At 45.0% G+C, this 23,346-nt stretch carries 20 protein-coding genes; all 20 read right to left on the bottom strand.

Annotation, left to right across the window (positions count from 1 at the left end):
- Positions 1-114: 114 nt before the first annotated feature.
- The 20 genes from HXT23_RS05580 to clpB all read right to left on the bottom strand — a co-directional run bounded on the left by HXT23_RS05580 (position 115) and on the right by clpB (position 23,266).
- On the bottom strand, positions 115-1,473 hold the full coding sequence (locus HXT23_RS05580) for a ClC family H(+)/Cl(-) exchange transporter (RefSeq protein WP_422112814.1): 1,359 nt from the start codon (positions 1,471-1,473) through the stop codon (positions 115-117).
- A 131-nt stretch (positions 1,474-1,604) separates the two neighbouring features.
- The gene (locus HXT23_RS05575; protein WP_422112813.1) at positions 1,605-2,024 is read right to left on the bottom strand and encodes a fluoride efflux transporter FluC; all 420 of its coding nucleotides are present in this window, start codon (positions 2,022-2,024) and stop codon (positions 1,605-1,607) included.
- Complete coding sequence (locus HXT23_RS05570; RefSeq protein ID WP_422112812.1) at positions 2,021-2,521, bottom strand: fluoride efflux transporter FluC; 501 nt, start codon at positions 2,519-2,521, stop codon at positions 2,021-2,023. Before HXT23_RS05570 ends, HXT23_RS05575 begins: the two co-directional genes overlap by 4 nt.
- A gap of 67 nt (positions 2,522-2,588) precedes the next feature.
- Complete coding sequence (locus HXT23_RS05565; protein WP_032817209.1) at positions 2,589-3,890, bottom strand: adenylosuccinate synthase; 1,302 nt, start codon at positions 3,888-3,890, stop codon at positions 2,589-2,591.
- Positions 3,891-4,019: 129 nt separating this feature from the next.
- A complete protein-coding gene (gene fbaA, locus HXT23_RS05560; protein WP_422112811.1) occupies positions 4,020-5,075 on the bottom strand; it encodes a class II fructose-bisphosphate aldolase in 1,056 nt (351 codons plus the stop codon).
- Between the two features lie 76 nt (positions 5,076-5,151).
- The gene (locus HXT23_RS05555) at positions 5,152-5,529 is read right to left on the bottom strand and encodes a chorismate mutase (RefSeq protein ID WP_422113090.1); all 378 of its coding nucleotides are present in this window, start codon (positions 5,527-5,529) and stop codon (positions 5,152-5,154) included.
- A 7-nt stretch (positions 5,530-5,536) separates the two neighbouring features.
- Positions 5,537-6,034 carry an Lrp/AsnC family transcriptional regulator gene (locus tag HXT23_RS05550; protein ID WP_004132301.1) on the bottom strand — a complete coding sequence of 166 codons (498 nt, stop codon included), beginning with the start codon at positions 6,032-6,034 and terminating at the stop codon, positions 5,537-5,539.
- A 304-nt stretch (positions 6,035-6,338) separates the two neighbouring features.
- Positions 6,339-8,252: a transcription termination factor Rho gene (gene rho / locus HXT23_RS05545; protein ID WP_422112810.1), complete on the bottom strand. Its 1,914-nt coding sequence runs from the start codon at positions 8,250-8,252 to the stop codon at positions 6,339-6,341.
- 206 nt (positions 8,253-8,458) lie between these two features.
- Positions 8,459-10,078: an NAD(P)/FAD-dependent oxidoreductase gene (locus tag HXT23_RS05540; RefSeq protein WP_174191212.1), complete on the bottom strand. Its 1,620-nt coding sequence runs from the start codon at positions 10,076-10,078 to the stop codon at positions 8,459-8,461.
- 103 nt (positions 10,079-10,181) lie between these two features.
- The gene (locus HXT23_RS05535) at positions 10,182-10,496 is read right to left on the bottom strand and encodes a DUF2469 domain-containing protein (RefSeq protein ID WP_004105898.1); all 315 of its coding nucleotides are present in this window, start codon (positions 10,494-10,496) and stop codon (positions 10,182-10,184) included.
- A complete protein-coding gene (locus HXT23_RS05530; RefSeq protein WP_415684609.1) occupies positions 10,493-11,464 on the bottom strand; it encodes a GNAT family N-acetyltransferase in 972 nt (323 codons plus the stop codon). Before HXT23_RS05530 ends, HXT23_RS05535 begins: the two co-directional genes overlap by 4 nt.
- A gap of 176 nt (positions 11,465-11,640) precedes the next feature.
- The gene (gatB, locus tag HXT23_RS05525) at positions 11,641-13,140 is read right to left on the bottom strand and encodes an Asp-tRNA(Asn)/Glu-tRNA(Gln) amidotransferase subunit GatB (protein ID WP_116285403.1); all 1,500 of its coding nucleotides are present in this window, start codon (positions 13,138-13,140) and stop codon (positions 11,641-11,643) included.
- A gap of 32 nt (positions 13,141-13,172) precedes the next feature.
- A complete protein-coding gene (gene gatA / locus HXT23_RS05520) occupies positions 13,173-14,714 on the bottom strand; it encodes an Asp-tRNA(Asn)/Glu-tRNA(Gln) amidotransferase subunit GatA (protein ID WP_004132288.1) in 1,542 nt (513 codons plus the stop codon).
- 2 nt (positions 14,715-14,716) lie between these two features.
- Complete coding sequence (gene gatC, locus HXT23_RS05515; protein WP_004114131.1) at positions 14,717-15,013, bottom strand: Asp-tRNA(Asn)/Glu-tRNA(Gln) amidotransferase subunit GatC; 297 nt, start codon at positions 15,011-15,013, stop codon at positions 14,717-14,719.
- Positions 15,014-15,160: 147 nt separating this feature from the next.
- A complete protein-coding gene (locus HXT23_RS05510) occupies positions 15,161-16,150 on the bottom strand; it encodes an ABC transporter permease subunit (protein WP_116692377.1) in 990 nt (329 codons plus the stop codon).
- The gene (locus HXT23_RS05505) at positions 16,147-17,166 is read right to left on the bottom strand and encodes an ATP-binding cassette domain-containing protein (RefSeq protein ID WP_422112809.1); all 1,020 of its coding nucleotides are present in this window, start codon (positions 17,164-17,166) and stop codon (positions 16,147-16,149) included. Before HXT23_RS05505 ends, HXT23_RS05510 begins: the two co-directional genes overlap by 4 nt.
- Before the next feature lie 133 nt (positions 17,167-17,299).
- Entirely contained in the window at positions 17,300-18,106 is an 807-nt protein-coding gene (locus tag HXT23_RS05500; RefSeq protein WP_422112808.1) for a TrmH family RNA methyltransferase, read from the bottom strand.
- 57 nt (positions 18,107-18,163) lie between these two features.
- Positions 18,164-19,093: a hypothetical protein gene (locus HXT23_RS05495; RefSeq protein WP_422112807.1), complete on the bottom strand. Its 930-nt coding sequence runs from the start codon at positions 19,091-19,093 to the stop codon at positions 18,164-18,166.
- Between the two features lie 58 nt (positions 19,094-19,151).
- Positions 19,152-20,492 (bottom strand): DNA recombination protein RmuC, encoded by a 1,341-nt coding sequence (rmuC, locus tag HXT23_RS05490; RefSeq protein ID WP_422112806.1) that lies wholly within the window; start codon positions 20,490-20,492, stop codon positions 19,152-19,154.
- A 179-nt stretch (positions 20,493-20,671) separates the two neighbouring features.
- Positions 20,672-23,266 carry an ATP-dependent chaperone ClpB gene (gene clpB / locus HXT23_RS05485; RefSeq protein WP_422112805.1) on the bottom strand — a complete coding sequence of 865 codons (2,595 nt, stop codon included), beginning with the start codon at positions 23,264-23,266 and terminating at the stop codon, positions 20,672-20,674.
- Positions 23,267-23,346 lie beyond the last annotated feature (80 nt).

Genomic DNA, 23,346 nt, shown 5'->3' with positions numbered 1-23,346 from the left:
AATAAGCAATACTTTTGTAAGAATGTGGTTAAAGGCTCAATAAACGTTGCAAATCCGCCAAAAAGTTATCCACATTGCTGTTTTAGCGTATTTTTGTACAAGCGTATAAGCGTATTAACGCACAAGTTTTGGATTGGAAGCCATGTACCTTTCCAGAAGTTCGCCATAGATTGGCTTAGTGTGCAAAATATCGGATACAAGAAGTGCAATAAAAGCAGATGCAGCAACTGGAAGAGTGTGAATCATTGTTCCCGACATTTCTACAGTTAGCAAAATCGAAGTGAGCGGAGCTTTTACAGAAGCCGAAAGCGTGCCAGCCATAACACACACTGTAAAAATTGGCATTAGCTTTGCGTCAATGCCAAGAATCGGAATGCTTATTATTGCGCGAGAAGCAACGCCGCCTGCAAGAGCGCCGACAGCAAGAATTGGCATAAAAATTCCACCAGGCGCTCCGCATCCAAAACTTGTAGAAGTAAATAGCATTTTTGCAACAAACAGAATGCACAGAAGCGCTATGCTTGCTTTTCCATATTCAGAGAGCTTAACAAGATTCGATCCTCCGCCAAGAACATCTGGCAAATATAAGCCAACAGGAATCGCGATTAAACATGCTACAGATACAGGAGCCCACTTTGGCAAATACTTATACAGCGTTTGCAATCCAAGCAAGGATCTGTTCATTAAAGAGCCAATAAGCCCTGCAAAAATGCCAAGCGGAATCAGCCAAAAATGAAGTGTCATTGGTAAGTCTGGAATCCTTCCAAAGTCTAAAACAGGTCGAAGTCCAAAGCATGTTTGAGACACAAAATCCGCGCAAATAGATGCAGCAGCAGCTCCCATAAGAACTGTAGAAGACAATCCGTGTTGAACTTCTTCCATAGCAAACATAAGCCCAGAAAGTGGAGCGCTAAATGCTGCAGATAAGCCAGCTGCAGCTCCAGCAGTTACAACATAATGCTCTTGCGTATCGTTTTTATTGCCTTTTCTAAAAATGCGAGACATCATTTGCGCGCCGCAAGCTCCGATTTGAATCGAAGGGCCTTCGCGCCCAAGAGACAAGCCAAATAGCGACCCCAACAATCCGCCTACAAATCGAACAGGCAAAATGGTGTTCCAACACATTTTTAGTCCGCGCTGAACGTATCCAACAACTTGTGGAATGCCGCTTCCAGACGCCATGCTTTCTTTGCGACTCATCCAGCCAATAAAGAGCCCAGCAACAATCGCAAAAGCTACGCACGGCACAATCCAAAGCATGTTTTGCAATATTCGCGAATACATCCATCGCGCAAAATCGGTTCCGTACTCAATTCCAAGTCTGTAAGTTGCTACAAGCGCGCCAGAAACAAGGCCAACAATTACACCTGCAAGAACCATCTTCCATCTAAGATGCTTAAGTGTTTTAAGAATGCGATCCGAAAAGTCGCGCAAAAAATCGCGTATAAAACCGCCTAAGTTTTTTAAAGTCACAATAAACCTATTCTTAAATCAAATCGCAAACAAATACACAAAGCATTCTAACATTTTAATAACACAATAAACGTTAATTAATAAAATACGTTAATTAATAAATAAAATACGTCAATTAATAAAATTAAAAACTAAGACTTTAGAAGTAAAAACATTACAAAACACGGTCCAGCGTATGCAATAAATGCGCATAAGAATGGCACTATTAGTTCGCTAACAAAAAGCCATAGTCCAAGCTTGATTTTCTTTAGCTTAAACAGGCTTACGACTTCTAAGATTGCGGTTGAAAACGTTGAAAATCCGCCTAAAAATCCCAATGCGCACGTGTAGATAATAGTCGAAGCAAAAGTTAAATCGTATATAATCGAAGAACTTAAAAATACAACTAAGCCCATTATAAAAGACGCAAAAGCGTTGATTAGCAAAGTCGCGATTGGAAAATTGTGGTTATAAACGCGCGCAATTGCGTCAGATATTGCGCAACGGAGCATGGCGCCAAGTCCTGCAAAAACAAGAGGCAGCACAAAAAGAACGTATGTGTAAAACATCATTTTGCGCCGCCCTTGTTATTAAAAGCAGAAAATTTATCTCCGATTAGGCTTCCAGCAAGCGCTGCTAAAACGCCAAAAATCATAGACAATGCCATAATCGCGATTACTTTTACAATGTTCATTGCGGTAAATGCGGAATATGCGCCCTCAAAAGCAAAAGTAGACATTGTTGAAAGTCCGCCGCAAAATCCTGTGCAAAAACCGTATTTTATTAAGTCTTTGTTCTTGCTGCGCAATCTTTGTGCAACAATCGAACTCACTAAAGCAAGAATAAAACATGCCAAAATGTTAGACAAAAGAGTTGCAAAAGTAAAGCGGCTAAAAAGCATAGAATATCCCGAGTCCCAATGCATACCGTGCGTAAAAACGCCTATTTCACTACGCACAAAAGCGCCAAGCAATCCACCAATAAACACAACAAAATATGTTTTTGCACCAAGTGATTTATGCTGGCGCTTTTTAGGCAAGTCTGGGCGATTTTTGCTCGGAACACTCATATTTTTAGCCGCCTTAAATCGCATTTAATATGTATTTAGTCAACTATTTAGTCAGCATTAATAGCCACTAATCAATCAGCGAATGAACGCTAATAATGTGATCGCGCTGAGGGCCAGTGCCAATTGCAGAAATGCGGCATCTGGAAAGCTCTTCCAAGCGCTTTACATAGCTTTGAGTGTTTGCAGGCAAGTCTTCAAACTTGTGCACTTTAGAAATATCTTCACTCCAGCCTGGAAGCATCTCGTAAACTGGCTTAGCGCTAGCAAACAAAGACTGATCTACTGGCATCTCGTTTACGCGCTCAACGCTTCCGTCAGTTAAAGTTACATCGTAAGCTACGCAAACGGGAATCTCTTTTAAGCCAGTCAAAACATCTAGCTTTGTAAGAACAATATCAGTTAGGCCATTTACGCGAGTAGCATAGCGGCTAACAACGGAATCAAACCATCCGCATCGGCGAGGGCGGCCAGTAGTTACGCCATATTCGTGACCTTGCTCGCGCAGCCAATCGCCGCTTTCGTCCAAAAGCTCTGTAGGGAATGGGCCTTCGCCAACGCGCGTAATATAAGCCTTAGCAACGCCGATTACGCGATTAATGCGCGTAGGGCCAACGCCCGTACCCGTGCAAGCGCCGCCTGCTGTAGGATTAGAAGACGTTACAAATGGGTATGTTCCGTGGTCAACATCTAGCATTGTTGCCTGGCCGCCTTCAAAAAGCACGGTTTTACCATTTTCCATTGCCTGGTTTAGCACAAGCGAAGTGTCGGCAACGTATGGTTTTAAGCGCTTTCCAAGTTCTACGAGCTGGCTTGTAACGGCATCAATATCGATTGGGTGCTGGTTGTAGAGCTTAACAAGCATTTGATTCTTTTGATGCAAGCTGGCTTCTACTTTATCTCGCAAATGATCCGCGTTAAACAAATCGTGTACGCGAATACCAACGCGATTAATCTTATCGGCATAAGTCGGGCCAATTCCGCGGCCAGTTGTACCAATCTTATGCTTTCCAAGGAATCGCTCTGTAACTTTATCGATTACGCGATGATACGGCGTAATAACATGCGCTGACTCGCTAACAAGCAGCTTCGAGCAGTCAACGCCGCGTGATTCTAGCGCGTCAATCTCTTCAAAAAGAACCTCTGGGTCTACAACAACGCCGTTTCCAATAACGGGAGTTACGTTTGGGCTGATTATGCCGCTAGGAAGTAAGTGCAATGCGTAAGATTCGTTTCCTACAACAACAGTGTGGCCAGCATTATTGCCGCCATTAAAACGTGCAACAATATCTACCTTAGAACCAATTAAATCAGTTGCTTTACCTTTGCCTTCGTCACCCCATTGAGCGCCAATAAGCACAATTCCAGGCATGCTGAACCTCCATTTTTGAGCTAACGTTGCCCAAATAAACACAATTACTACGTGTTAAGATTAGCGCAAAGCCAATACCGAATAATGCTAAATAATGCTGAATAATGCCAAATAATATTTGCGATTACACTATTTTAGAGCTTTTCCAGCAGAGCCTAGTTGCACGCATGCTTCAACAACACGCTGAGCCATTGCTTTTTCTGCTTCTTTGCCCCAAGACCTTGGGTCGTAGAGCTTTTTGGCACCAACTTCTCCGTCGATTTTAAGAACGGAATCGTAGTTGTGGAACATGTGGTCGGCGATTGCGCGCGTAAAAGCGTATTGAGTATCTGTGTCAATATTCATTTTTACAACGCCATATTTTACAGCTTGCGCAATTTCTTCGGCTGTAGAGCCAGATCCGCCATGGAACACTAGCAAGAATGGTTTTGTTGGCACACCAAACTTGCGATTACACAAATCAAGCTTGTACTTGTTGTATACAGCGCTTTGAATGTTGTCTAGTAATTGCGGCCTAAGCTTAACAACTCCTGGCTTGTAAGCTCCATGAACGTTTCCAAACGTAAAAGCGGCCATGTATTTTGCGCGGTCCTCTAAACCTAATCGCTCAACAACGCGCATAGCGTCTTGGGGAGTGGAGTACAGCTTTTCGTCAATATCTGCTCTGTGGCCGTCTTCTTCGCCGCCAACTGCGCCAATTTCAATCTCTAAAATCGTGCGTGCTTTTGCAGACTCTTCCAGTAATTCTTCTGCAATGTCTAGATTGTGCTCAAGCTTAACTGTGGAACCATCCCACATATGCGACTGAAAAATCGGCTCTTTGCCATTTGCAACTTGATCTGCTTCATAAGATAAAAGTGGCCTAATCCAATCGTCTAAATAGGCTTCTGCACAATGATCTGTGTGCAATGCAACCGTAATGTTTGGGTATTGTGCAGCAACTTGATGCGCGAATTGCGCAAATGCGATTGATCCAACAACACGATTATTTACGCACTGGCCAGAAAAATACGCGGAGCCTCCAACAGACACTTGAATAATGCCATCACTTTGAGCTTCGGCAAATCCTTGTAGTGCTGCGTTTAAGGTCTGTGTGCTAGTAACGTTAATCGCAGGGTAGGCGTATCCGCCTTTGCTGGCTGCATCAAGCATTTGTGCGTAACGTTCAACGGTTGCAATAGTCATATTTTTATTATGACTCTAAGCGCGCATATTTTTTATATTTTGCTAGATTTTTTACTATTTTTGATTAAATTTGTATTTATTTTTGACTATTTTTGATTTCTTGATGGCGTTTTTTTGCCGCCGCTACTACAAAATGTAGATACTCTAGCGCGATTTCTTCTTTTAATCCAGATTCTTCAGCAATTTTTTTAAGTCGATTCGCCTGGCGATTTTCCCTAGACTTATCTTCTGTAGCAAGATTTGCGCGAGCTTTTATTTCTCCGACTTTTTCCGTAACTTTAAAGCGCTCTGCTAGAAGCGAAACAATTGCATTGTCAATATTGTCAATCGACTGACGCAGCGCAAAAATCTCATTCATTGAATCGTTGCAATCACTAAAATCACTGCAATCGTTGCAATGTGATTCATCAAAATGTTCGCGTGCGTCAATCGACTCTTTAGAAAAGTTGAACATGCTATTTTTAGTCAAAATAAGTTTGCAAAACCATTGTTGTTTCTGTGCTAACTGGAACAACACGATGAATTGTGTTGATTAGTTCTTCTAGCTTGCTAGGAGTTGCAACGCGAACAACAAGCATAAAGCTTGGGCTTCCAGTAATCGAATAGCATGCTTCAATGCCGTCAATGTCTTTCAATTTGGTTGGAACGGAAGCTTCTTGCTCAAAATCAAGAGGCGTAACCGCCACGAATGCGCTTACTGGCAAGCCTCTGCGCTCGTAGTCAATCAAAGCGCGATATCCAGTTATGATTCCTTTGCGCTCGAGCTTTTGAACTCTGGATTGCACAGCGGAAACAGACAGTCCAGAAGCTTTGGCTAGCTTGGTTAATGTTGCACGGCCATCGTGCTCAAGAATATCTACAATAATTGCATCCGTAGAATCTATCGGAGCAACTGTGCTCGCGCTGGTTTCTAAGCCAGAAGGAATATTATTTTCAATCCTATGAGAGTTTCCCGTCATGCGATCTCCATCCTCATACAGCGCCACCAAAATCTTTGTTTTGCTTCTTCGACTTTAGCTGCGCCCCCTGCAGTCTCTTCAATCGTATCGTATTTTTTAATGAAAAAGAACAAAATTAGATAAAAAATCACGGTTTTTCACATTATTTAACACATGTTTACATATATAAACTTTTGACCATTCTATTTTTATGTATGTTTTTGTATGTTTTATGTATGAGATTATTAAAAATGCCTCCCGATTATTAAATCAAGAGGCATTTAATTTAGATTTTTATTTTACGCGTAAATTTTACGCGAAAACTTTACGCGATTGCGCCTGTTCCGCCATTTGTGGAATTGTTGGCTTGCTGAACAATAGCCGCAAGAAAATCGCGATTAGAAGCGGTCTTCTTTAAGCGCGGAACCAAAGTCTGATAAGCCTGTTCTGGCTCCAGTCCGCCGAACAATCGCCTCAAGCGATAAATAATCGGCAACTCTTGAGCAGGAGTAATCAACTCTTCGCGGCGCGTGCCAGAAGAATTGATGTCTACAGCTGGGAACAGTCGCTTGTCTGCCAAATCGCGGCTCAAACGAAGCTCCATGTTTCCAGTGCCCTTAAACTCTTCGAAAATAACTTCATCCATCTTTGAACCAGTTTCCACCAAAGCAGAAGAAATAATAGTCAAAGAGCCGCCATTTTCAATGTTTCGTGCTGCGCCAAAGAACTTCTTAGGAGGGTAAAGCGCTTGAGCGTCTACGCCGCCAGAAAGAATACGGCCAGAAGCAGGAGCAGCAATATTGTATGCGCGAGCAAGGCGAGTCATGGAATCAAGAAGAACAACAACATCTTGGCCAAGCTCTACAAGCCTCTTAGCGCGCTCAATCGCAAGCTCTGCAACAGTAGTGTGGTCTGATGCTGGGCGGTCGAATGTAGAAGAAATAACCTCGCCCTGAACTGTGCGCTCCATGTCGGTGACTTCTTCTGGGCGTTCGTCTACAAGAACAACCATCAAATGTACTTCTGGATTGTTAACAGCAATCGCGTTAGCAATATTTTGCAAAGTGATTGTTTTACCAGCCTTAGGAGGCGAAACAATCAAACCACGCTGACCCTTTCCAATAGGCGCCACAAGATCAATGATTCTGCCAAGCATGCGATTTGGCGTAGTCTCTTGCTTTAAGCGTTCATTCGGATACAAAGGTGTGAGCTTAGCGAATTGTGGGCGATTTTGAGACTCTTCTACGCTCATGCCGTTAATGCTGTCAACACTTTGCAAAGGAACGAACTTTTGACGCTGATTCCTGCGATCTCCCTCACGAGGAGCGCGAATAGAGCCTTGAACCGCATCTCCCTTGCGTAAGCCGTACTTTTTGATTTGGCTCATAGAAACATAAACGTCATTTGGGCCAGGCAAATAGCCAGAAGTACGCACAAATGCGTAAGATTCAAGCACATCTACAATGCCAGCAACTGGAACAAGCTCTTCTTTTGGCTCTTCGCGACGTGGAGCTTGCTCGTGAATCTCGTGCTCTTCACGAATCTCGGAGCGTTCTGCACGTTCAGTACGTTCCGCTTTAGAATCGTAGTCGTCTCTAGTGCGTCGCGTTCTGCGCTGGAATCTATCAGATCTTTCTGCTTTAGAAGTGTAATCATTTTCTTCGCTAGAGCGAGTAGACATACGCGTTCTGCGCGATTCCGAGTTGCGATTAGCGTTTGGAGCAGAAGACTTTTCGCTTGGCAAAGTGGCAAGAATCTGATCTAAATTAGCATCCACTTCGTCTGTTTTAGCAAAATTACTACCATTATTTTGTTCAGTGTTTACGCTTGCATTTGTACGAGCGTTATCTTCTCTCGTAACATTTGCAGAGCCTTCTTTGCGATATCGATGAGTCTGATTTTCGCGCGCAAAATTGCGATTACGCGCCCCACTATTTGCATCGCTTGAATCAGAAGAATCATTAAAATCGCGATTCGTGTCAATGCTCGAGCGGAGTTCAAAAGAAGATGAATTGTTTTGCGTTTCGTCGTCGCCTTGAGAAACACGATTTATTCGTAAAGTGCTTTTAGGAACATGAACGCTAACACCAGCTGGAGCATCCCCACCATTGCGCGCAGCAGTTAGCGTAGCAACCAAATCTGGCTTGCGCATTGTAGACGTACCGCGTAGACCCATTTGCTTCGCAAGATCCTTAAGCTCCGAAAGCTTCATATCATCAAGATTTTGGCTTGTTGCCACAGTTATGCCTTTCCCTAACTCCAAGATAGATTACTTGGAGCTTTACGTGGAAGATTACGGAAAATCCGTTGTGAATATAACGACAAACACATATCAATGTGTATTAGTCGCTGATAAATGTATGCTACTACACTCGTAAGACTCACAACACACGCGTGGCAATGCAGACGTTATAAGCGTTATAAGCGTTATAAACGTTACAAGCGCTACTTCTTTTCGTGATACGATTTTTCGGTATTAACAGACCAAACGTTATCTTTAGACTTCTTACCACTATTGATGTTTTGAACAGCTTCAATAGCAGTTGCCATTGAGTGATCCTGGTTATTGTAGCGATGCTGGCCATTTCTACCAACACAATACAAGTTGCCAAAACCGTCTAAGTACTTAACAAGATCAGGCATTTGAGCGTAAGTATCAAAGTAAGCAGGGTAGGCCTTTGGAACGCGTTCGCGATGAGCATCTAAAACGTCGTCTTCGCTGTCAATAACTTGCATGCGAATCAACTCGTCAATTGCGTTTTTGCGAGCTTCTTCGTCGCTCATATTCCAAAAATCGTCGCCTTCGCTGCAGAAGTATTCAAGGCCAATCCAAACAGTATTATCAACATCTTTAACAAGGTATGGACTCCAGTTGTTAAAGATTTGCAAACGTCCAACCTTGTAACCAGGGTCTTGAACGTAAATCCAGCAATCTGGCACAATAGGAGGGTTGCCAAGCGTTGGAATGTCTGTAGTATTGCGCAAACGCATGCGCTTAACAAGCAAGCCAACAGTCACAAAATCGCGGTAAGGCAAGCCTGCTGCAACTTTTTGCAAGTCTTGTGGAACTTCTGCATTTGCATCGCCATTCGCGCCTTGCTCAATAGACGCAACCAAATCTTTAATTGGCATAGACGAAATAAACTGATCCGCACGAAGCTCACTGCGCTCGCCATTTTGATTTTCAACAACAACACTGCAAATCTTGCCATCCGCTTGCTTTACGGCAACAACTTTAGATCCTGTTAAAACAGTAGCGCCATTTTCGCGGCAACGGCGTTCAACAGTCTCCCAAAGCTGACCTGGACCAAGCTTAGGATACCAAAATTCCTCAATTAAAGAAGTCTCAACTTCTTTCTGACTTGCCTTATTTTTAGGCATAAGCTTAGAAATAGCGTTCTTCAAAACTTCAACAATGCTCAAGCCTTTAACGCGCTGAGCTCCCCAATCGGCGGAAATCTGGCTTGGATGCCTTCCCCAAAGCTTCTCGGTGTAGCCCTCAAAGAACATGGAATACAGCTTTTTGCCAAAGCGATTAATGTAGAAGTTTTCGAGGTTTGTTTCTGGCAACTTGTGAATCATGGACCAAAGGTAGCTAAAACCAACCTTCATTGTTAGCACAAAGCCCATAGATCGCAAGGTGGACGCAGAAAGAGAAATAGGGTAGTCGAAGAAATGATGATTCCAGAAGATTCTAGAAACACGATGACGCTTAAGCATAACTTCATCTTCGACTTCTGGGTCTGGGCCTCCAGCCTCTAAATCGTGATGCCTGCCAAGCTTCTTATCGTCGTAAGAAGGAGCGCCCTGAAGAGGCAACATATCTCGCCACCATTGCATAATGCGATCGTCTTTAGAGAAGAATCGGTGTCCGCCAATATCCATGCGGTTTCCGTTGTATTTTACGGTGCGAGAAATGCCACCAAACTCGCTGGTTGCCTCAAGAACAGTCACATCGTAGCGGCTAGAGCCGCCATCTTTTACAAGCTCCCAAGCTGCCGTCAACCCTGCCGGACCGCCACCAATAATCACTACAGATTGTTTCTGGGATTGTGTATCAGCCAATTTTCCTCCATAACTAAAAACCGCTTTATAAAGTCAAAAACGCAAAATTGCAAGCACGTATTTATACTGAAATCTAAATATAAGCTTTACTATTATACTCTTATCACGCGATAGATTCTGGAATATCAATATCTGTTTTTTGTACTTCTTCCACATTTACGTCTTTAAACGTAACAATACGAACGTTTTTTACAAATCGCGAAGGGCGGTAAACATCCCACACCCAAGCGTCTGTTAATTGCACGTCAAAGTACACGTCTTGACCTGCGGAGCGCACGTTAAAATCAACCTTATTTGCCAAGTAAAATCGGCGTTCTGTTTCTACAACGTACGTAAAAAGCTTAATAACGTCACGATATTCCTTGTATAACGCAAGTTCGGCGTCTGTTTCGTAATTGTCGAGGTCTTCGGCGCTCATTGCTTCCCTTCCGTTGGCGTGATTTGCGTATTTGATGTAGCTTTATTCGCTGCGTCGTCTTCTTGAGCACGCTTGCGGCCTCGTCCTATAATACGCCACCATGCGCGCTTAGAGGAATTATCCGTGTGCTTAACACTATGCTCGGCCTTATCGGCCGTTAACGACTTGCGCGAATCGCCATTTTTAACTGGGATTGCAATCGAATGTTCGTGCGCGCTTAAAGCTTCGCAAACGCCAGGATTATCTTCAATAACGTGTAGTCCAAAAGCGTCTAGCGAGCGAATTGCATCGTACTCGTCTACAAGAGTGTCCATTACTACAAAATCTTGATATTTTTGGCTTTGAGAATCCCACAAAGCGTCGCGAGATGTTCCAGTTTTCATAAAGCCAAGCGACTGATATACCGAAAGTGAGCGCGCGTTTGCTGCAGGAACACCAACCCAAATCCTGTGTAAAGCAAGCCCCACCTCGCTTGGCGCAAAACCGTAAGTCATAACTCTAGGCATTGCATCCCTAGAATACCCACGACCCCTATAGTCGCGTCCTAGAATCACCTGGATCCTAGCGGATTTAGACCAACCGTCAATGTCAATTAAAAATATCATTCCAATAATATTGCCATTAGCGTTTTCGGAGTCATCAATAAAATCTGGCACAATTGACCATGCGATTGTTGGGCGCGATTGAGCGTCGCCAGCGGCGGCATACTGATTAGATTTTGCCTCATTGATTCCAGCCGAAGACCATTGCACAGAACGATTTACCCAAGCACGAACCATAGCGCGCTCCGATTGCGAATCTTTGCCTGTTATAACGGCTGCTCCATCAAAAGCGTGCAATGCGTCCATTTGCGCCAAATCTTCGATTGTTGCTGGCCTAAGACGCGCCATTTCGCCGCGGATTGGTGGAATCGTAATATTTTCTGGCAACTCGCGGTGGCTTGTAGAATCAGCATTGAATCCTTGCATATTCACCTTTTTCGTACAATCGACTTACGTGTTACAAAGCTTACAAAAAGCACTACAAAAGCAGTAAAAACAGCGTTATAAAATCGCACTTTTTGCACCCTATACAATGCTATAAAATACAAAGTTAAAACGCAAAGTATAAAGCGCAAAAAGTGCAAAGTAAAAGCTAATCTAAACTAGCCTTTGATTTTTGCCATTACAATCTTAGTAACGGCCTTAGCGTCTGCCTGACCCTTAGTTGCACGCATAACGGCGCCAATAATTGCGCCCATCGGCTTCATATTTCCAGACTTAAGCTTTTCGGCAACCTCTGGGTCTGCTGCAAGAGCAGCGTCAACAGCGGCTTCCAAAGCGCCATCGTCGTTCATAACCTTAAATCCGTGCTTCTTAACAACTTCATCAGGCTTACCCTCGCCAGACAAAACGCATGCAACAGTTTGCTTAGCAAGCTTATCGTTAAGATTGCCGTCTGCAATGAGCTTTTCAACTTGCGCAACGTCTTGCGGAGTAATAGGCAATTCTTCCAAAGTTACACCACGAGTGTTTGCTTCGCGAGCAAGCTCACCAAGCCACCACTTTTTAGCACCAGCAGCACTTGCACCAGCCTTAACGGTTTCTTCAACCAAATCAAGAGCATCCGCGTTAAGAATATCGCGCATTTCAAGATCGCTAATACCCCATTCGCTTTGCAAGCGGTTGCGGCGCTCGCGAGGCATTTCTGGCATCTCTGCCTTCATGCGCTCAATATGCTCTTTAGTAATGTGAAGCATAACCAAATCTGGATCTGGGAAGTAGCGATAATCGTCGGCGTCAGACTTTACGCGGCCGCCAGCAGTAGTCTGAGTTGCCTCATCCCAGTGACGTGTCTCTTGCAAAATCTCGCCACCTTCGCTCAAAATAGCAGCCTGACGACGAATCTCGTATTGCAGCGTCTTTTCAATTCCGCGGAATGTGTTCACATTCTTAGTTTCAGAACGCGTGCCGAACGGATCGGTTGGCTTTCTGCGAAGCGAAACGTTTACGTCTGCGCGCATATTGCCCTGCTCCATGCGAGCGTGGGAGATGTTGAGAGCGCGAACAATATCGCGAATAGCGCGCATGTATGCGCCTGCGATTTCTGGAGCGCGGCTGCCAGCACCTTCGATTGGCTTAGTTACAATCTCGATCAAAGGCACGCCTGCGCGATTGTAATCAACCAAAGAATGATTTGCGCCTTCGATTCGGCCATCTGCGCCGCCAACGTGAGTATTCTTGCCAGCGTCATCCTCAATGTGAGCGCGCTCAATCGGAACGCGGAACACAGTGCCATCTTCCAGCTCAACATCCAAGTAGCCGTTGCCATTAGTTGGCTTATCGTACTGGGAAATCTGGTAATCGCGAGGCATATCTGGGTAGAAGTAGTTTTTACGAGCGAACTGGCTCCACTCGGCAATCTCGCAATGCAACGCTAAGCCAAGCTTAATCGCGTAATCAACTGCAGTCTTGTTTACAACTGGCAAAGAGCCTGGCAAACCAAGGCTTACAGGTGTTAGCTGAGTGTTTGGTTCGCCGCCAAAAGATACTTCTGCTGGGCAGAACAGCTTTGTGCGAGTGCTAAGCTCAACGTGAGTTTCCAAGCCGAAAACTGGGTCAAATTGCTCCACAGCATCGGCGTATTTCATAAGTTTTTCAGCCATGAGAATCCTTCTTACTTAAGCTTTATTTCACTTTACTTAGCCAATGAATCGAGCCAACCAGCTTTAAGCGACTTCCAGATTGGGCCGCTCCACTTTTCTTCGAGCGCTGCTTCCAACGCTGCTGCAGGCTTGTACATCTTTTCATCATGGCATTGCGGAGCAATAATCTGAATACCAACAGGCAGACCATCGTCGCTTAAGCCAGCTGGGAGGCTCAAAGCTGGAACGCCAGCCATGTTTGCAGGAATCGTAGCAATATCGTTCATGTACATGGAAAGTGGATCGTTCATCTTCTCGCCAAACTTAAATGCCGTTGTAGGGCTTGTTGGGGAGACTAGAACATCTACCTTATTAAACGCTTCTTCAAAGTCGCGAATAATAAGCGTACGAACCTTTTGTGCAGAACCATACCAAGCGTCGTAGTAGCCAGCAGAAAGTGCGTAAGTGCCAAGAATAATACGGCGCTTTACTTCGTCACCAAAGCCAGCTTCGCGAGTTGCAGCCATCATGTTTGCAGCAGTTTGAGGCTTATCTGCTGGCGGCATTACGCGCAAACCGTAGCGCATTCCGTCGTAGCGAGCCAAGTTGGAGCTAACTTCGGAAGGCATGATTATGTAGTATGCAGATAGCGAGTAAGGGAAGTGAGGGCAGGAGACTTCTGTTACTTCTGCGCCCATATCTTTAAGCAATTGCACAGCCTCATTAAAGCGTGCTTCAACGCCTGGCTGGAAGCCTTCGCCGCTAAGCTCTTTAACAAGACCAACCTTTACGCCCTTCAAATCGCGGCGAGCACCCTCGCGCGCAGCCTGAGCCATTGGAGGAACAGGAGCTGGAATCGAAGTGGAATCGCGCTTATCGTTGCCGCCAATAATCTCTTGCAAAAGTGCAGAGTCAAGAACGGTACGAGAAACAGGGCCAATCTGGTCTAGCGAGCTTGCCATGGCGATTGCGCCAAAACGGCTAACTCCGCCGTAAGTTGGCTTTGCGCCGACTGTACCAGTTAAAGCGCCTGGCTGGCGAATAGAGCCACCAGTATCTGTACCCAAAGCAATAGGAGCCTCGAATGCAGCAACAGCAGCTGCAGAACCGCCGCCAGAGCCGCCAGGAACGCGCTCGGTATCCCAAGGGTTGCAAGTGGTTTGGTAAGCGGAATGCTCGGTAGAAGAACCTTGAGCAAACTCATCCAAATTAGTCTTGCCAAGAATTGGCATGCCAGCTGCCTTGAGCTTTTCAATAACAGTAGCGTCGTAAGGTGGAACCCAGCCTTCAAGAATCTTAGAGGCTGCAGTAGTAGGAATGCCCTTAGTAACAATCATGTCTTTAATGGCAATTGGAACGCCTGCAAGCTCAGGTAAGCCTTCAGCTTCGCCATTAGCATTCTTTTTATCAAAAGCGTCTGCTTGTTCAAGTGCAACATCTGCAGAAACGTGCAAGAATGCTTTGATTTCTGGTTCGGCTGCTTCGATTACTGCCAAGTGAGCTTCAACAAGCTCGCGGCTAGAAACTTCCTTAGATTTTACAGCTTTTGCCATATCGGCAGCAGAAAGCTTTACTAAATCTTGAGTATTAGTCATGTTTATTCCTCCCCCAAAATTCGAGGTGCTACAAACATGCCAGACTCGCTTCTAGGAGCGCCAGAAAGCGCTTCTTCTTGAGTCAATGGCGTAGCAGGCTCGTCTGGGCGCAAATACGCTTCAAGAGGTACTGGATTTGCAGTAGGTGGCACATCTTCGCCAGCAACTTCCTGCACTTTGTTAATAGATTCTGCAATGACGTTTAATTCGCCTTGCAAGCGACTGATTTCTTCGTCGCTAAGCGCAATCTGGGATAGAACGCCCAGATGCTCAATTTCTTCGCGTGTGAATGTTGGCATAACCTCAACTATATGTGTGATGCGTGACCTTTGCTATAGCAAAAATTATGCAAAAAGGGCTTTATCTTGTAGTCAGTTACGAGATAAAGCCCTTATTGTTTTTGCAAAATATTATTTGCAGAATATTTAAATATTTTAGATATCGCGCTAAATATCGCGATGCTTTTCCACAACGTGGCCAATTGCATACATGACTACGCCCCAAGCAAGAACCACCAAGCCTGATTGCCACCATGTAAAAATATATGCGTTTGGTGGAAGCTGTGCACCCGAATTAGGGGAGCCGCCCAAGAATTTCTCCACCGCTGTGGCTGGCAAAAGCTGTATAAGTATTGAATTCCACTTCGCGAAATTGCTCGCAAACATAATAATGCTAAGAACACTAGGCAAAATCATCACGGCTCCAATAACGCACATAATTCCGCCAGCAGTTGACTTGCAAATCATGCCAAAGCCGTACGCCATTGCTGCTACAACAACCATAATTGCAGGAGAGCCAAGAAACAGCGTAAGAGGCAATTTCCACGCGTTGCTTCCAGATAATCCAGAAGTGCTGTCTCCTATAAAAGCTAATTCTGCAGCGGCTAGCGAAATTGCCATTGCAATAAGTTGAACCACAAAAACGTAGATTGCAACAGCAATAAACTTAGCCGTAAAGAACATACCCCTTCTAGGTACAGCTGTAAGAGAAGCCTGAATCGAAGTTGTAGAATGCTCCGCGGTTACAGCAAGCACTGCAAAAATCGCTAGAACAATCAAAGATACAGAAGCAAAGCTAATAACTAAGTGGAAAATGCTATCTTGAGATGCAATAAGGCTACTTTTATTGCTCGGCCCAACAGTAATTGCAGCGCTTGATTTGCCTTGATTTGCTCCATTCTTAATGTCAACTTTAGACATTGCTTTTTGCACAATCGCTATAATAAAGCTAAAGATTACTGGCAAAACAATTGTTAATGCCATGCACCACCATGTTGACGCAAGTCCGCGCAACTTAACAATCTCGGATTTAAGCGTGTGCATAAATGTTAGACGCAAGTGCTGAGCGTTCATGCTGCGACCTGTTTTATACGCGTTAGACTGATGTGCGTTAGATTCAGAAGATTGCACTTGTTGATTTGCTACTTGCTCACTCATTTTGCACTCTCCTCATTATTAGATTGCGTTGCGCTTTGCTCAGTAGTCTTTTGCTCACTCGGCTTCGAGCCGCTGCTAGGAACAGCCTTCGTTACATACTGCTCTTGACCGTGTGTAAGAGCCAAATATGCTTCCTCAAGCGACGCATGCTCGTAATTAAGCTGATATACCAAAATTTGATTATCTGCAATTTCTCGCGCAATCTGGCTTAGCTCGCAACCTGTTATTCTAAAAAGTTCGCCTTCTTGAACATCTTGAGGCGTGCGATTATCTGGCAAAATCTTGCATTCAGGATTATTTTGAGCAAGCACAGACTTTAGTTTTTCGCCTTCTGGAGTTACAAGTCGCACAGCGTGCTGCGAATGTGCGTCAACAAAATCTTGAACCGTTGTGCGCTTCAAAATCTCGCCATGCGCAATAATCACAAGGTTATCTGCAGTAAGCGCAACTTCGCTCATTAAGTGCGAGCTAAGTAGTATTGCGCGGCCTTCGCTTGCGTAATACTTGCATAATTCACGAACCCACTTAACGCCTTCTGGATCTAAGCCGTTAATTGGCTCGTCCAAAATAAGATTGTGCGGATCTGCTAAAAGAGCCGCCGCAATGGAAAGACGCTGGCTCATACCAAGCGAGAAGGACCCTGCTTTGCGGGTTTTAACACTAGTTAAACCAGTAATATCAATCACTTCGTCAACGCGCTTTTTTGATATTCCATGAGTTAAAGCCAATGAATACAGGTGATTGTAAGCCGTACGGCCCCTGTGAGCAGACTTTGCGTCAAGAACTGCTCCAACTTCCGTCATTGGAGAGGCAATTTTTGCGTAAGGTTTGCCGTCAATAAGAGAAGTGCCACTATTGGCATGAATAAGATTTAACGCACAACGCATGGTAGTAGATTTACCAGCGCCGTTAGGGCCCAAAAAGCCCGTGACTTTACCGTCTTCGGCAATAAAAGAAACGTCGTTAAGCGCTGTTTTTTCGCCAAAACGCTTTGTGATATGTTGAAATTCTAACATAAATTAACAATATCACAAATAAAAAAAATACACCTAAAATGTAAGTGTTTATGAGTACAAGCTACTGCATTTTGATTAATATTTGTTGAGATTTTGCTGTTGAAATTTTTGCTGCTGAAATTTTAATTAAGATTCAGCAATTTGGTGCTGCATGTTGCGCAATCCACGCGTGCATGGAAACAGCTGCAGCAGCTCCTGCGTTTAGTGAACGAACAGAGCCAAATTGCGAAATGTAAACAACGTCATCCGCCATTTCTAGCGCTTTTTTAGAAAGACCTGGACCTTCTGCGCCAAAAAGCATAAGGCAACGTTTAGGGAACTTGTAGTTTTCCATAGCAACAGCGCCTGGAATAATATCGAGCGCTATAACGCGCGCGTTTTTAGCGTCTTGTTCCTTGATATTTGCGATTTTTTCGGCTTCTTTATTGCCATCTGCTTGTGCTCTAAGCAAAAGTTGATGCGCTTCTTCTGCTTCTTTAAGCATATCTTCGCGCCAATTAGTCACTAGAGTTTCAATCGTAGGGCAACACTCAACGTATTGGTATAGCTCAGTCATTAACGAGCCTTTGCGATTCCATTTATGAGGCCCTACAATATACACTTTTTTCGCAGTAAACGCGTTTGCAGTGCGAACCATAGAGCCTATGTTGAAATCGTGAGTCCAATTTTCTACAGCTACTTCAAACTCGTGACGGCCTTTAGAATCGAGATCCGCTTTTATAGCTTCTACTTTCCAGTATCGGTAGCGGTCTAGCACATTGCGCTGGTCGCCTTCGTCTAGTAATTCAGCGCTAAACCGCGCATCGTAATTTGGCGATTCTGGATTATCTGGACGAGGCTCACCTGGGTGTTCTTCTTCCCACGGGCCAACTCCTATAGGTCGAAATTCTGGCTCATCGGAAGCTTTTGCAGCCAAAGTAATTGGATTTGGTTCGTGCATGTGTGAGTTTTGCTCCGTTTAATACTTTTGCTTAGTATTGGCAGCTAGTATTTGCAGCTAGTCTTGGCAGCAGTCTGTTGCGCAATCTCCTGTGCAACCTGACTTGCAGTGGCCACCGCAGCAGTTGTCTTCGCAGCATGGCTCAGTGCAACCGTCATGAGCACAATCACCAGTGCACTCTACTTTGCAATGGCCGCCGCAGCAATTATCTTCGCAGCATGGCTCAGTGCAACCATCGTTAGCGCAATCACCAGTGCACTCTACTTTGCAATGGCCACCGCAGCAATTATCTTCACAGCAAGGCTCAGTGCAACCATCGTTAGCACAATCTCCCGTGCATTTAACCTCGCAATGACCGCCACAGCAATGATCGTTGCAGCAATCTTCGTGATCTGCATCTGCACGTAATTCTTCTTCGCCGAAAGCTTGAACAAATGCCATTTTAGTACTCTCCTCGCTTATTGGATTTACTAATTGAAGATGCCTCGTGCCTTCTTCGTCGGCGTCAACACCACCAATTAATGCAACTATAGCAAGAATTTGCGCGCCTTGCTGATTAACAATGCCAAAATCAAGACTTAATTCATTTCCGTGTCGTAAAGTTACAAGCGAAGAAGTTTGAACATACGATTTTTCAGAAAGCCAAGAATCAAGCAACAGCACTCGCTTGCCTTTAACTGACGGACCTTTTGTTGCAGGAAAAACAAAATCCATAACAAAGCCGTCGAGCGCAATTCCTTTACGTTCTGCAGCATGAATAAGTGCAAAAACCATTGGAACTGCAGCAGCAGTTAACGCACCAACTGCGTCAACATCGCGCTCTAACGAATACCCAGCTTTCTCAATTGCGTCAAAAAGAACATCACCAACTAGCTTAGAGCCGCGCTGAGCAAATGTAACAGAAAACAGTTCACTAAATGGCTTCGCACTCATATCCGCACAAAGCATGCGTTTAAGTTCCGCGCGTTCCTCTTGTAATTCTGTCATTTTTTGCACTCCTTAGCGTTTAGAGTTCTTCAATTTTTTATGCTTTGATTTTTTATGCTTAACGATCTTCTACTGATACTTCTGGAGCGCTCAGCTCTTTAACATCAGCTTTATCGGAATCTATAAGATCTATTGAAGCAATAACTTTACTTTGGTCTAACTTCTGAAGTTTACGCGCTGTTACCAACACTCTAGACTCAAGCGAAGAAGCAAACTTATTGTAAGCTGCGACTGTTCTTGCCAAAGATACGCCAAGTTTTGAAGCATTTTCTCCAAGAACCGCAAAGCGATCGTACAATTCTCGAGATAGATCGAAAAGTTCTTTTGCATCATCTGTAAGACTTTGCTGCTGCCATGCGTATGCAACAGACTTAAGCACGGCCCACAAAGTAACTGGGGAAGTGAGTGCTACTTTTTGCGCAAAAGCATCATCCATAAGCGTTGGATCCGCCTCAAGGGCCGCCTGAAGCAATGCTTCGTTTGGAATAAATGCAACTACAAAGTCTGGTGCTGTTTCAAAAGCCTGCCAATATGCTTTAGCTCCTAATGCTCTAACGTGCTCTCGCAAAGCCTTAGCGTGCGCTTTTAGAAGCTCACTTCTTCTAGCTAATTCTTCGTCGCTTGCGTTATCTGGGATTTCGCAAGCGCGCTGATAATCCGCATACGGAACTTTTGCATCAACTGGAATTGTTTTGCCTCCTGGCAGATGCACAACCATATCTGGCCTCTGCTGTTCGCCATTTACTCCAGTTACAACAACCTGCGTATCAAAATCAACATGCTCAAGCAAGCCTGCAGATTCAACAATATTCTTTAGTTGAGCCTCGCCCCAAGCTCCGCGAACCTTATTATTTCGCAATGCTGCAGAAAGCGAACTTGTTTCGCGGTCAAGCCTTGCTTGCTGCTCGCTTAAGCCTTTAAGCTGAGTGTTCAGCGCACCCATTTCTTGCTTACGCCCTTCTTCAATCTGCGAAACTTTATTCTTCAAAGCTTCGAGATTGTCTTTTACTGGAGCAAGCGCTTCCAAGACTTTGCCTTGCTCTTTCAAAGTTTTCTCACGATTTAACCGTTCGCGTTCTTCTCGCTCTGTGCGCAATTGTTCTTCGCGATTCACTCGCAATTGCTCTGCTTGCTGCGCTTTTAACAACTCAGACTCAACAAATTTCAATCGCTCAGCAAGCTGCTCTGCTTGCGTGCGATATCGTATAGCCTGATTGCCATTTTCTTGCGCTTGAGCGCGCGCTTGTTCATACTGCGAGCGCAATTCGTTAAATTCGCGCTGGTTTACGCCATTAGCGCCTTGCGTTCCATTGTTGTGCTTAACAATAGCCAGCACAACAATGGCGGTTATTACAACAGCAACCACCATTAAAACAAACATCACAATATTATCGAACATACGTTCTATTAAACACTACTGGTTCGACTTTTAAAACATAATTAAACACGCGCATTATTGCATAGAAAAATAAGTGTTATGCAACAAAATAGCGCGCTGTCTACTGGAAAATAATCCAATAAACAGCACGCTTTGTTTTATTTGACTACATTATTTGGCTACATTGAAGAATGCAGGCACTACGCAATCTTTAGGGTCACATTGTCGTCGTTCTCTGCACAATCCGCAACTACGTGAGCGCCATCATGCACCTTGCCAGAAAGCAGCAATCGCGCAAGCTGATCGCCAATTTCTGTTTGAACCAGTCTACGCAACGGACGAGCGCCGTAAACTGGATCATAGCCATGCTCCGCAAGCCAAGCGCGAGCAGAGTCACTCACATCCAAGCTAATGCGGCGATCACTCAAGCGCGCAGCCACTTGACGAACTTGAATATCCACAATTCCACCAAGCTCTTCGCGACTCAACGGATGGAACATAACAAGCTCATCCAAACGGTTAATGAACTCTGGCTTAAACTCAGCGTGAACAGCGTTCATAACAGCCTTGCGTTTAGCAGCATCGTCCAAGCCTTCTTGCACAAGGAATTGCGAACCCAAGTTTGATGTCATAATCAAAATCGTATTCGTAAAATCAACCGTTCTACCCTGACCGTCAGTCAAACGACCATCGTCCAAAACCTGCAACAAAACGTCGAATACTTCTGGATGTGCCTTCTCAACTTCGTCAAAAAGCACTACAGAATACGGGCGGCGTCGCACGGCTTCAGTAAGCTGGCCTCCTTCCTCATAGCCAATGTAACCAGGAGCAGCACCGATAAGCCGCGAGACGGAAGCCTTTTCCATGTACTCGCTCATATCAATGCGAACCATTGCACGCTCGTCGTCAAACAAAAAGTCAGCAAGAGCCTTTGCAAGCTCCGTCTTACCAACGCCAGTAGGACCCAAGAATAGGAACGAACCAGTTGGGCGATTCGGGTCTGCAATTCCAGCGCGGCTTCTGCGCACAGCATCCGCTATAGCCTGAATTGCTTCGCTTTGGCCAACAACGCGCTTAGAAAGCTCCTTTTCCATGTTGAGCAGCTTCTCATTTTCGCCTTGCATTAAGCGACCAACAGGAATGCCAGTCCATTCGCTAACGACTCCAGCAATAGAATCAGCATCAACCTGATCTGGAACCATTGGCTCTTTTGCTTCGCTCTTAGCATTAGCAGCCTGTGATTCCGCTTCTTCCAAAGCTTTTTGAATGCTTGGAATTTCGCCATATAAAATACGGCTTGCTTGCTCCAAATTGCCTTCGCGCGTGAATTTGTCGGCTTCTACGCGCTTAGCGTCGAGTTGTGCTCGCAAATCACCAACCTTGTTATGGCCAGCCTTTTCCGCATCCCAACGCGCTTTCAATCCAGTAAGCTTTTCGCGCGAGTTGGCTAATTCTTCCTGCAACTTTTCTAAGCGTTCGCGTGCAGCAGCATCTTCCGCCTTCTTTAATTGCATTTCTTCCATTTCAAGACGCGTAACTTTGCGCTGCAATTCGTCGATTTCTTCTGGCTGAGAATCAAGCTCCATACGCAAGTGAGCCGCCGCTTCATCCACCAAATCAATCGCCTTATCTGGAAGCTGTCTGCCAGTAATGTAGCGGTTTGAAAGCGTTGCTGCAGCTACAATTGCATCGTCACTAATAGTCACCTTGTGGTGTGCTTCGTAACGTTGCTTAAGTCCGCGCAAAATCGTCACAGTATCTTCAACAGACGGCTCGCCAACAAACACTTGCTGGAATCTGCGCTCAAGTGCCGAATCCTTTTCAATATGCTCACGATACTCGTTAAGCGTAGTTGCACCAACCAAGCGCAGCTCACCGCGCGCAAGCATTGGCTTAAGCATATTGCCAGCATCCATTGAACCTTCTGCGGATCCTGCTCCAACAACAGTGTGAATCTCGTCAATAAACGTAATAATTTGACCGTCTGATTGCTGAATTTCCTTCAACACTGCTTTTAAGCGTTCCTCAAACTCGCCGCGATACTTCGAACCTGCAACCATCGAAGCCAAATCGAGACTGATAAGACGCTTGTTTTGCAAAGTTGTAGGCACATCTCCTGCAACAATTCGCTGAGCCAATCCTTCTACAACTGCTGTTTTACCAACGCCAGGCTCGCCAATTAGCACAGGATTGTTCTTTGTGCGGCGAGAAAGAATCTGAATCACGCGACGAATCTCCTGGTCGCGCCCAATTACTGGGTCGAGCTTTCCTTCGCGAGCGCGCGCAGTCATATCAACCGAATATTTTTCAAGCGCTTTGTAGTTGCCTTCCGCGTCTGGGCTGGTAACTTTCGCACCTCCGCGCACAGTTGGCACAGCCTTGCGCAACGCATCTGCAGAAACATTGTGCTTTTTGAAAATATCTGCAACAGCATTCGGCGCGCTTGCAACTATGCCAATAAGCATATGCTCTGTAGAAACGTATTCGTCTGCCATTGTGCGCATTTCTTTTTCTGCCTGGCTTAAGGCAGCCAAAAGCTGACGACTTGCATCTGGCTTAGTTGTAGTTGAGCCAGTAGATGAAGGCAATGCCACTAATGCGTTGCGAATTTCGGCTCCGATTTGTTGCGCGTCTGCACCAGCCTGTGCAATAAGCGCGCGCACTACGCCTTGCTCTTGGCGAAGTAAGGCATCTGCCAAATGTAACGTGTCTACTTGCGCATTGCCAGCCGCCGCCGCGCTTTGTACAGCATCGCTTAATGCATCTTGCGCTAAGGTTGTAAACTTTTGTTCCATATTTACCCCCATTTGCACCGCTATTCTGCGGATTTTAGGTGATTTGCGTGCGATTTTTGCAATTACACTCAAACCACATT

The organism is Gardnerella sp. DNF00257, assembly GCF_049262745.1.
GTDB lineage: Bacteria > Actinomycetota > Actinomycetes > Actinomycetales > Bifidobacteriaceae > Bifidobacterium > Bifidobacterium piotii.
The sequence above is the reverse complement of the archived record's forward strand: the minus strand, read 5'-3'. Positions and strand labels throughout refer to the sequence as shown.

Excerpts from the sequence above, each read along its gene's own strand:
- HXT23_RS05575 (WP_422112813.1), bottom strand. The coding sequence starts at position 2,024 with ATGATGTTTTACACATACGTTCTTTTTGTGCTGCCTCTTGTTTTTGCA.
- HXT23_RS05535 (WP_004105898.1), bottom strand. The coding sequence starts at position 10,496 with ATGAGCGCCGAAGACCTCGACAATTACGAAACAGACGCCGAACTTGCG.
- gatA (WP_004132288.1), bottom strand. The coding sequence starts at position 14,714 with ATGACTAATACTCAAGATTTAGTAAAGCTTTCTGCTGCCGATATGGCA.
- fbaA (WP_422112811.1), bottom strand. The coding sequence starts at position 5,075 with ATGACTATTGCAACCGTTGAACGTTACGCACAAATGCTTGATGCAGCC.
- HXT23_RS05495 (WP_422112807.1), bottom strand. The coding sequence starts at position 19,093 with ATGACAGAATTACAAGAGGAACGCGCGGAACTTAAACGCATGCTTTGT.
- rmuC (WP_422112806.1), bottom strand. The coding sequence starts at position 20,492 with ATGTTCGATAATATTGTGATGTTTGTTTTAATGGTGGTTGCTGTTGTA.
- HXT23_RS05570 (WP_422112812.1), bottom strand. The coding sequence starts at position 2,521 with ATGAGTGTTCCGAGCAAAAATCGCCCAGACTTGCCTAAAAAGCGCCAG.
- HXT23_RS05530 (WP_415684609.1), bottom strand. The coding sequence starts at position 11,464 with ATGCAAGGATTCAATGCTGATTCTACAAGCCACCGCGAGTTGCCAGAA.
- HXT23_RS05500 (WP_422112808.1), bottom strand. The coding sequence starts at position 18,106 with ATGCACGAACCAAATCCAATTACTTTGGCTGCAAAAGCTTCCGATGAG.
- gatC (WP_004114131.1), bottom strand. The coding sequence starts at position 15,013 with ATGCCAACATTCACACGCGAAGAAATTGAGCATCTGGGCGTTCTATCC.
- HXT23_RS05510 (WP_116692377.1), bottom strand. The coding sequence starts at position 16,150 with ATGAGTGAGCAAGTAGCAAATCAACAAGTGCAATCTTCTGAATCTAAC.
- HXT23_RS05505 (WP_422112809.1), bottom strand. The coding sequence starts at position 17,166 with ATGTTAGAATTTCAACATATCACAAAGCGTTTTGGCGAAAAAACAGCG.
- HXT23_RS05555 (WP_422113090.1), bottom strand. The coding sequence starts at position 5,529 with ATGTTCAACTTTTCTAAAGAGTCGATTGACGCACGCGAACATTTTGAT.
- HXT23_RS05565 (WP_032817209.1), bottom strand. The coding sequence starts at position 3,890 with ATGCCTGGAATTGTGCTTATTGGCGCTCAATGGGGTGACGAAGGCAAA.
- HXT23_RS05550 (WP_004132301.1), bottom strand. The coding sequence starts at position 6,034 with ATGACGGGAAACTCTCATAGGATTGAAAATAATATTCCTTCTGGCTTA.
- clpB (WP_422112805.1), bottom strand. The coding sequence starts at position 23,266 with ATGGAACAAAAGTTTACAACCTTAGCGCAAGATGCATTAAGCGATGCT.
- gatB (WP_116285403.1), bottom strand. The coding sequence starts at position 13,140 with ATGGCTGAAAAACTTATGAAATACGCCGATGCTGTGGAGCAATTTGAC.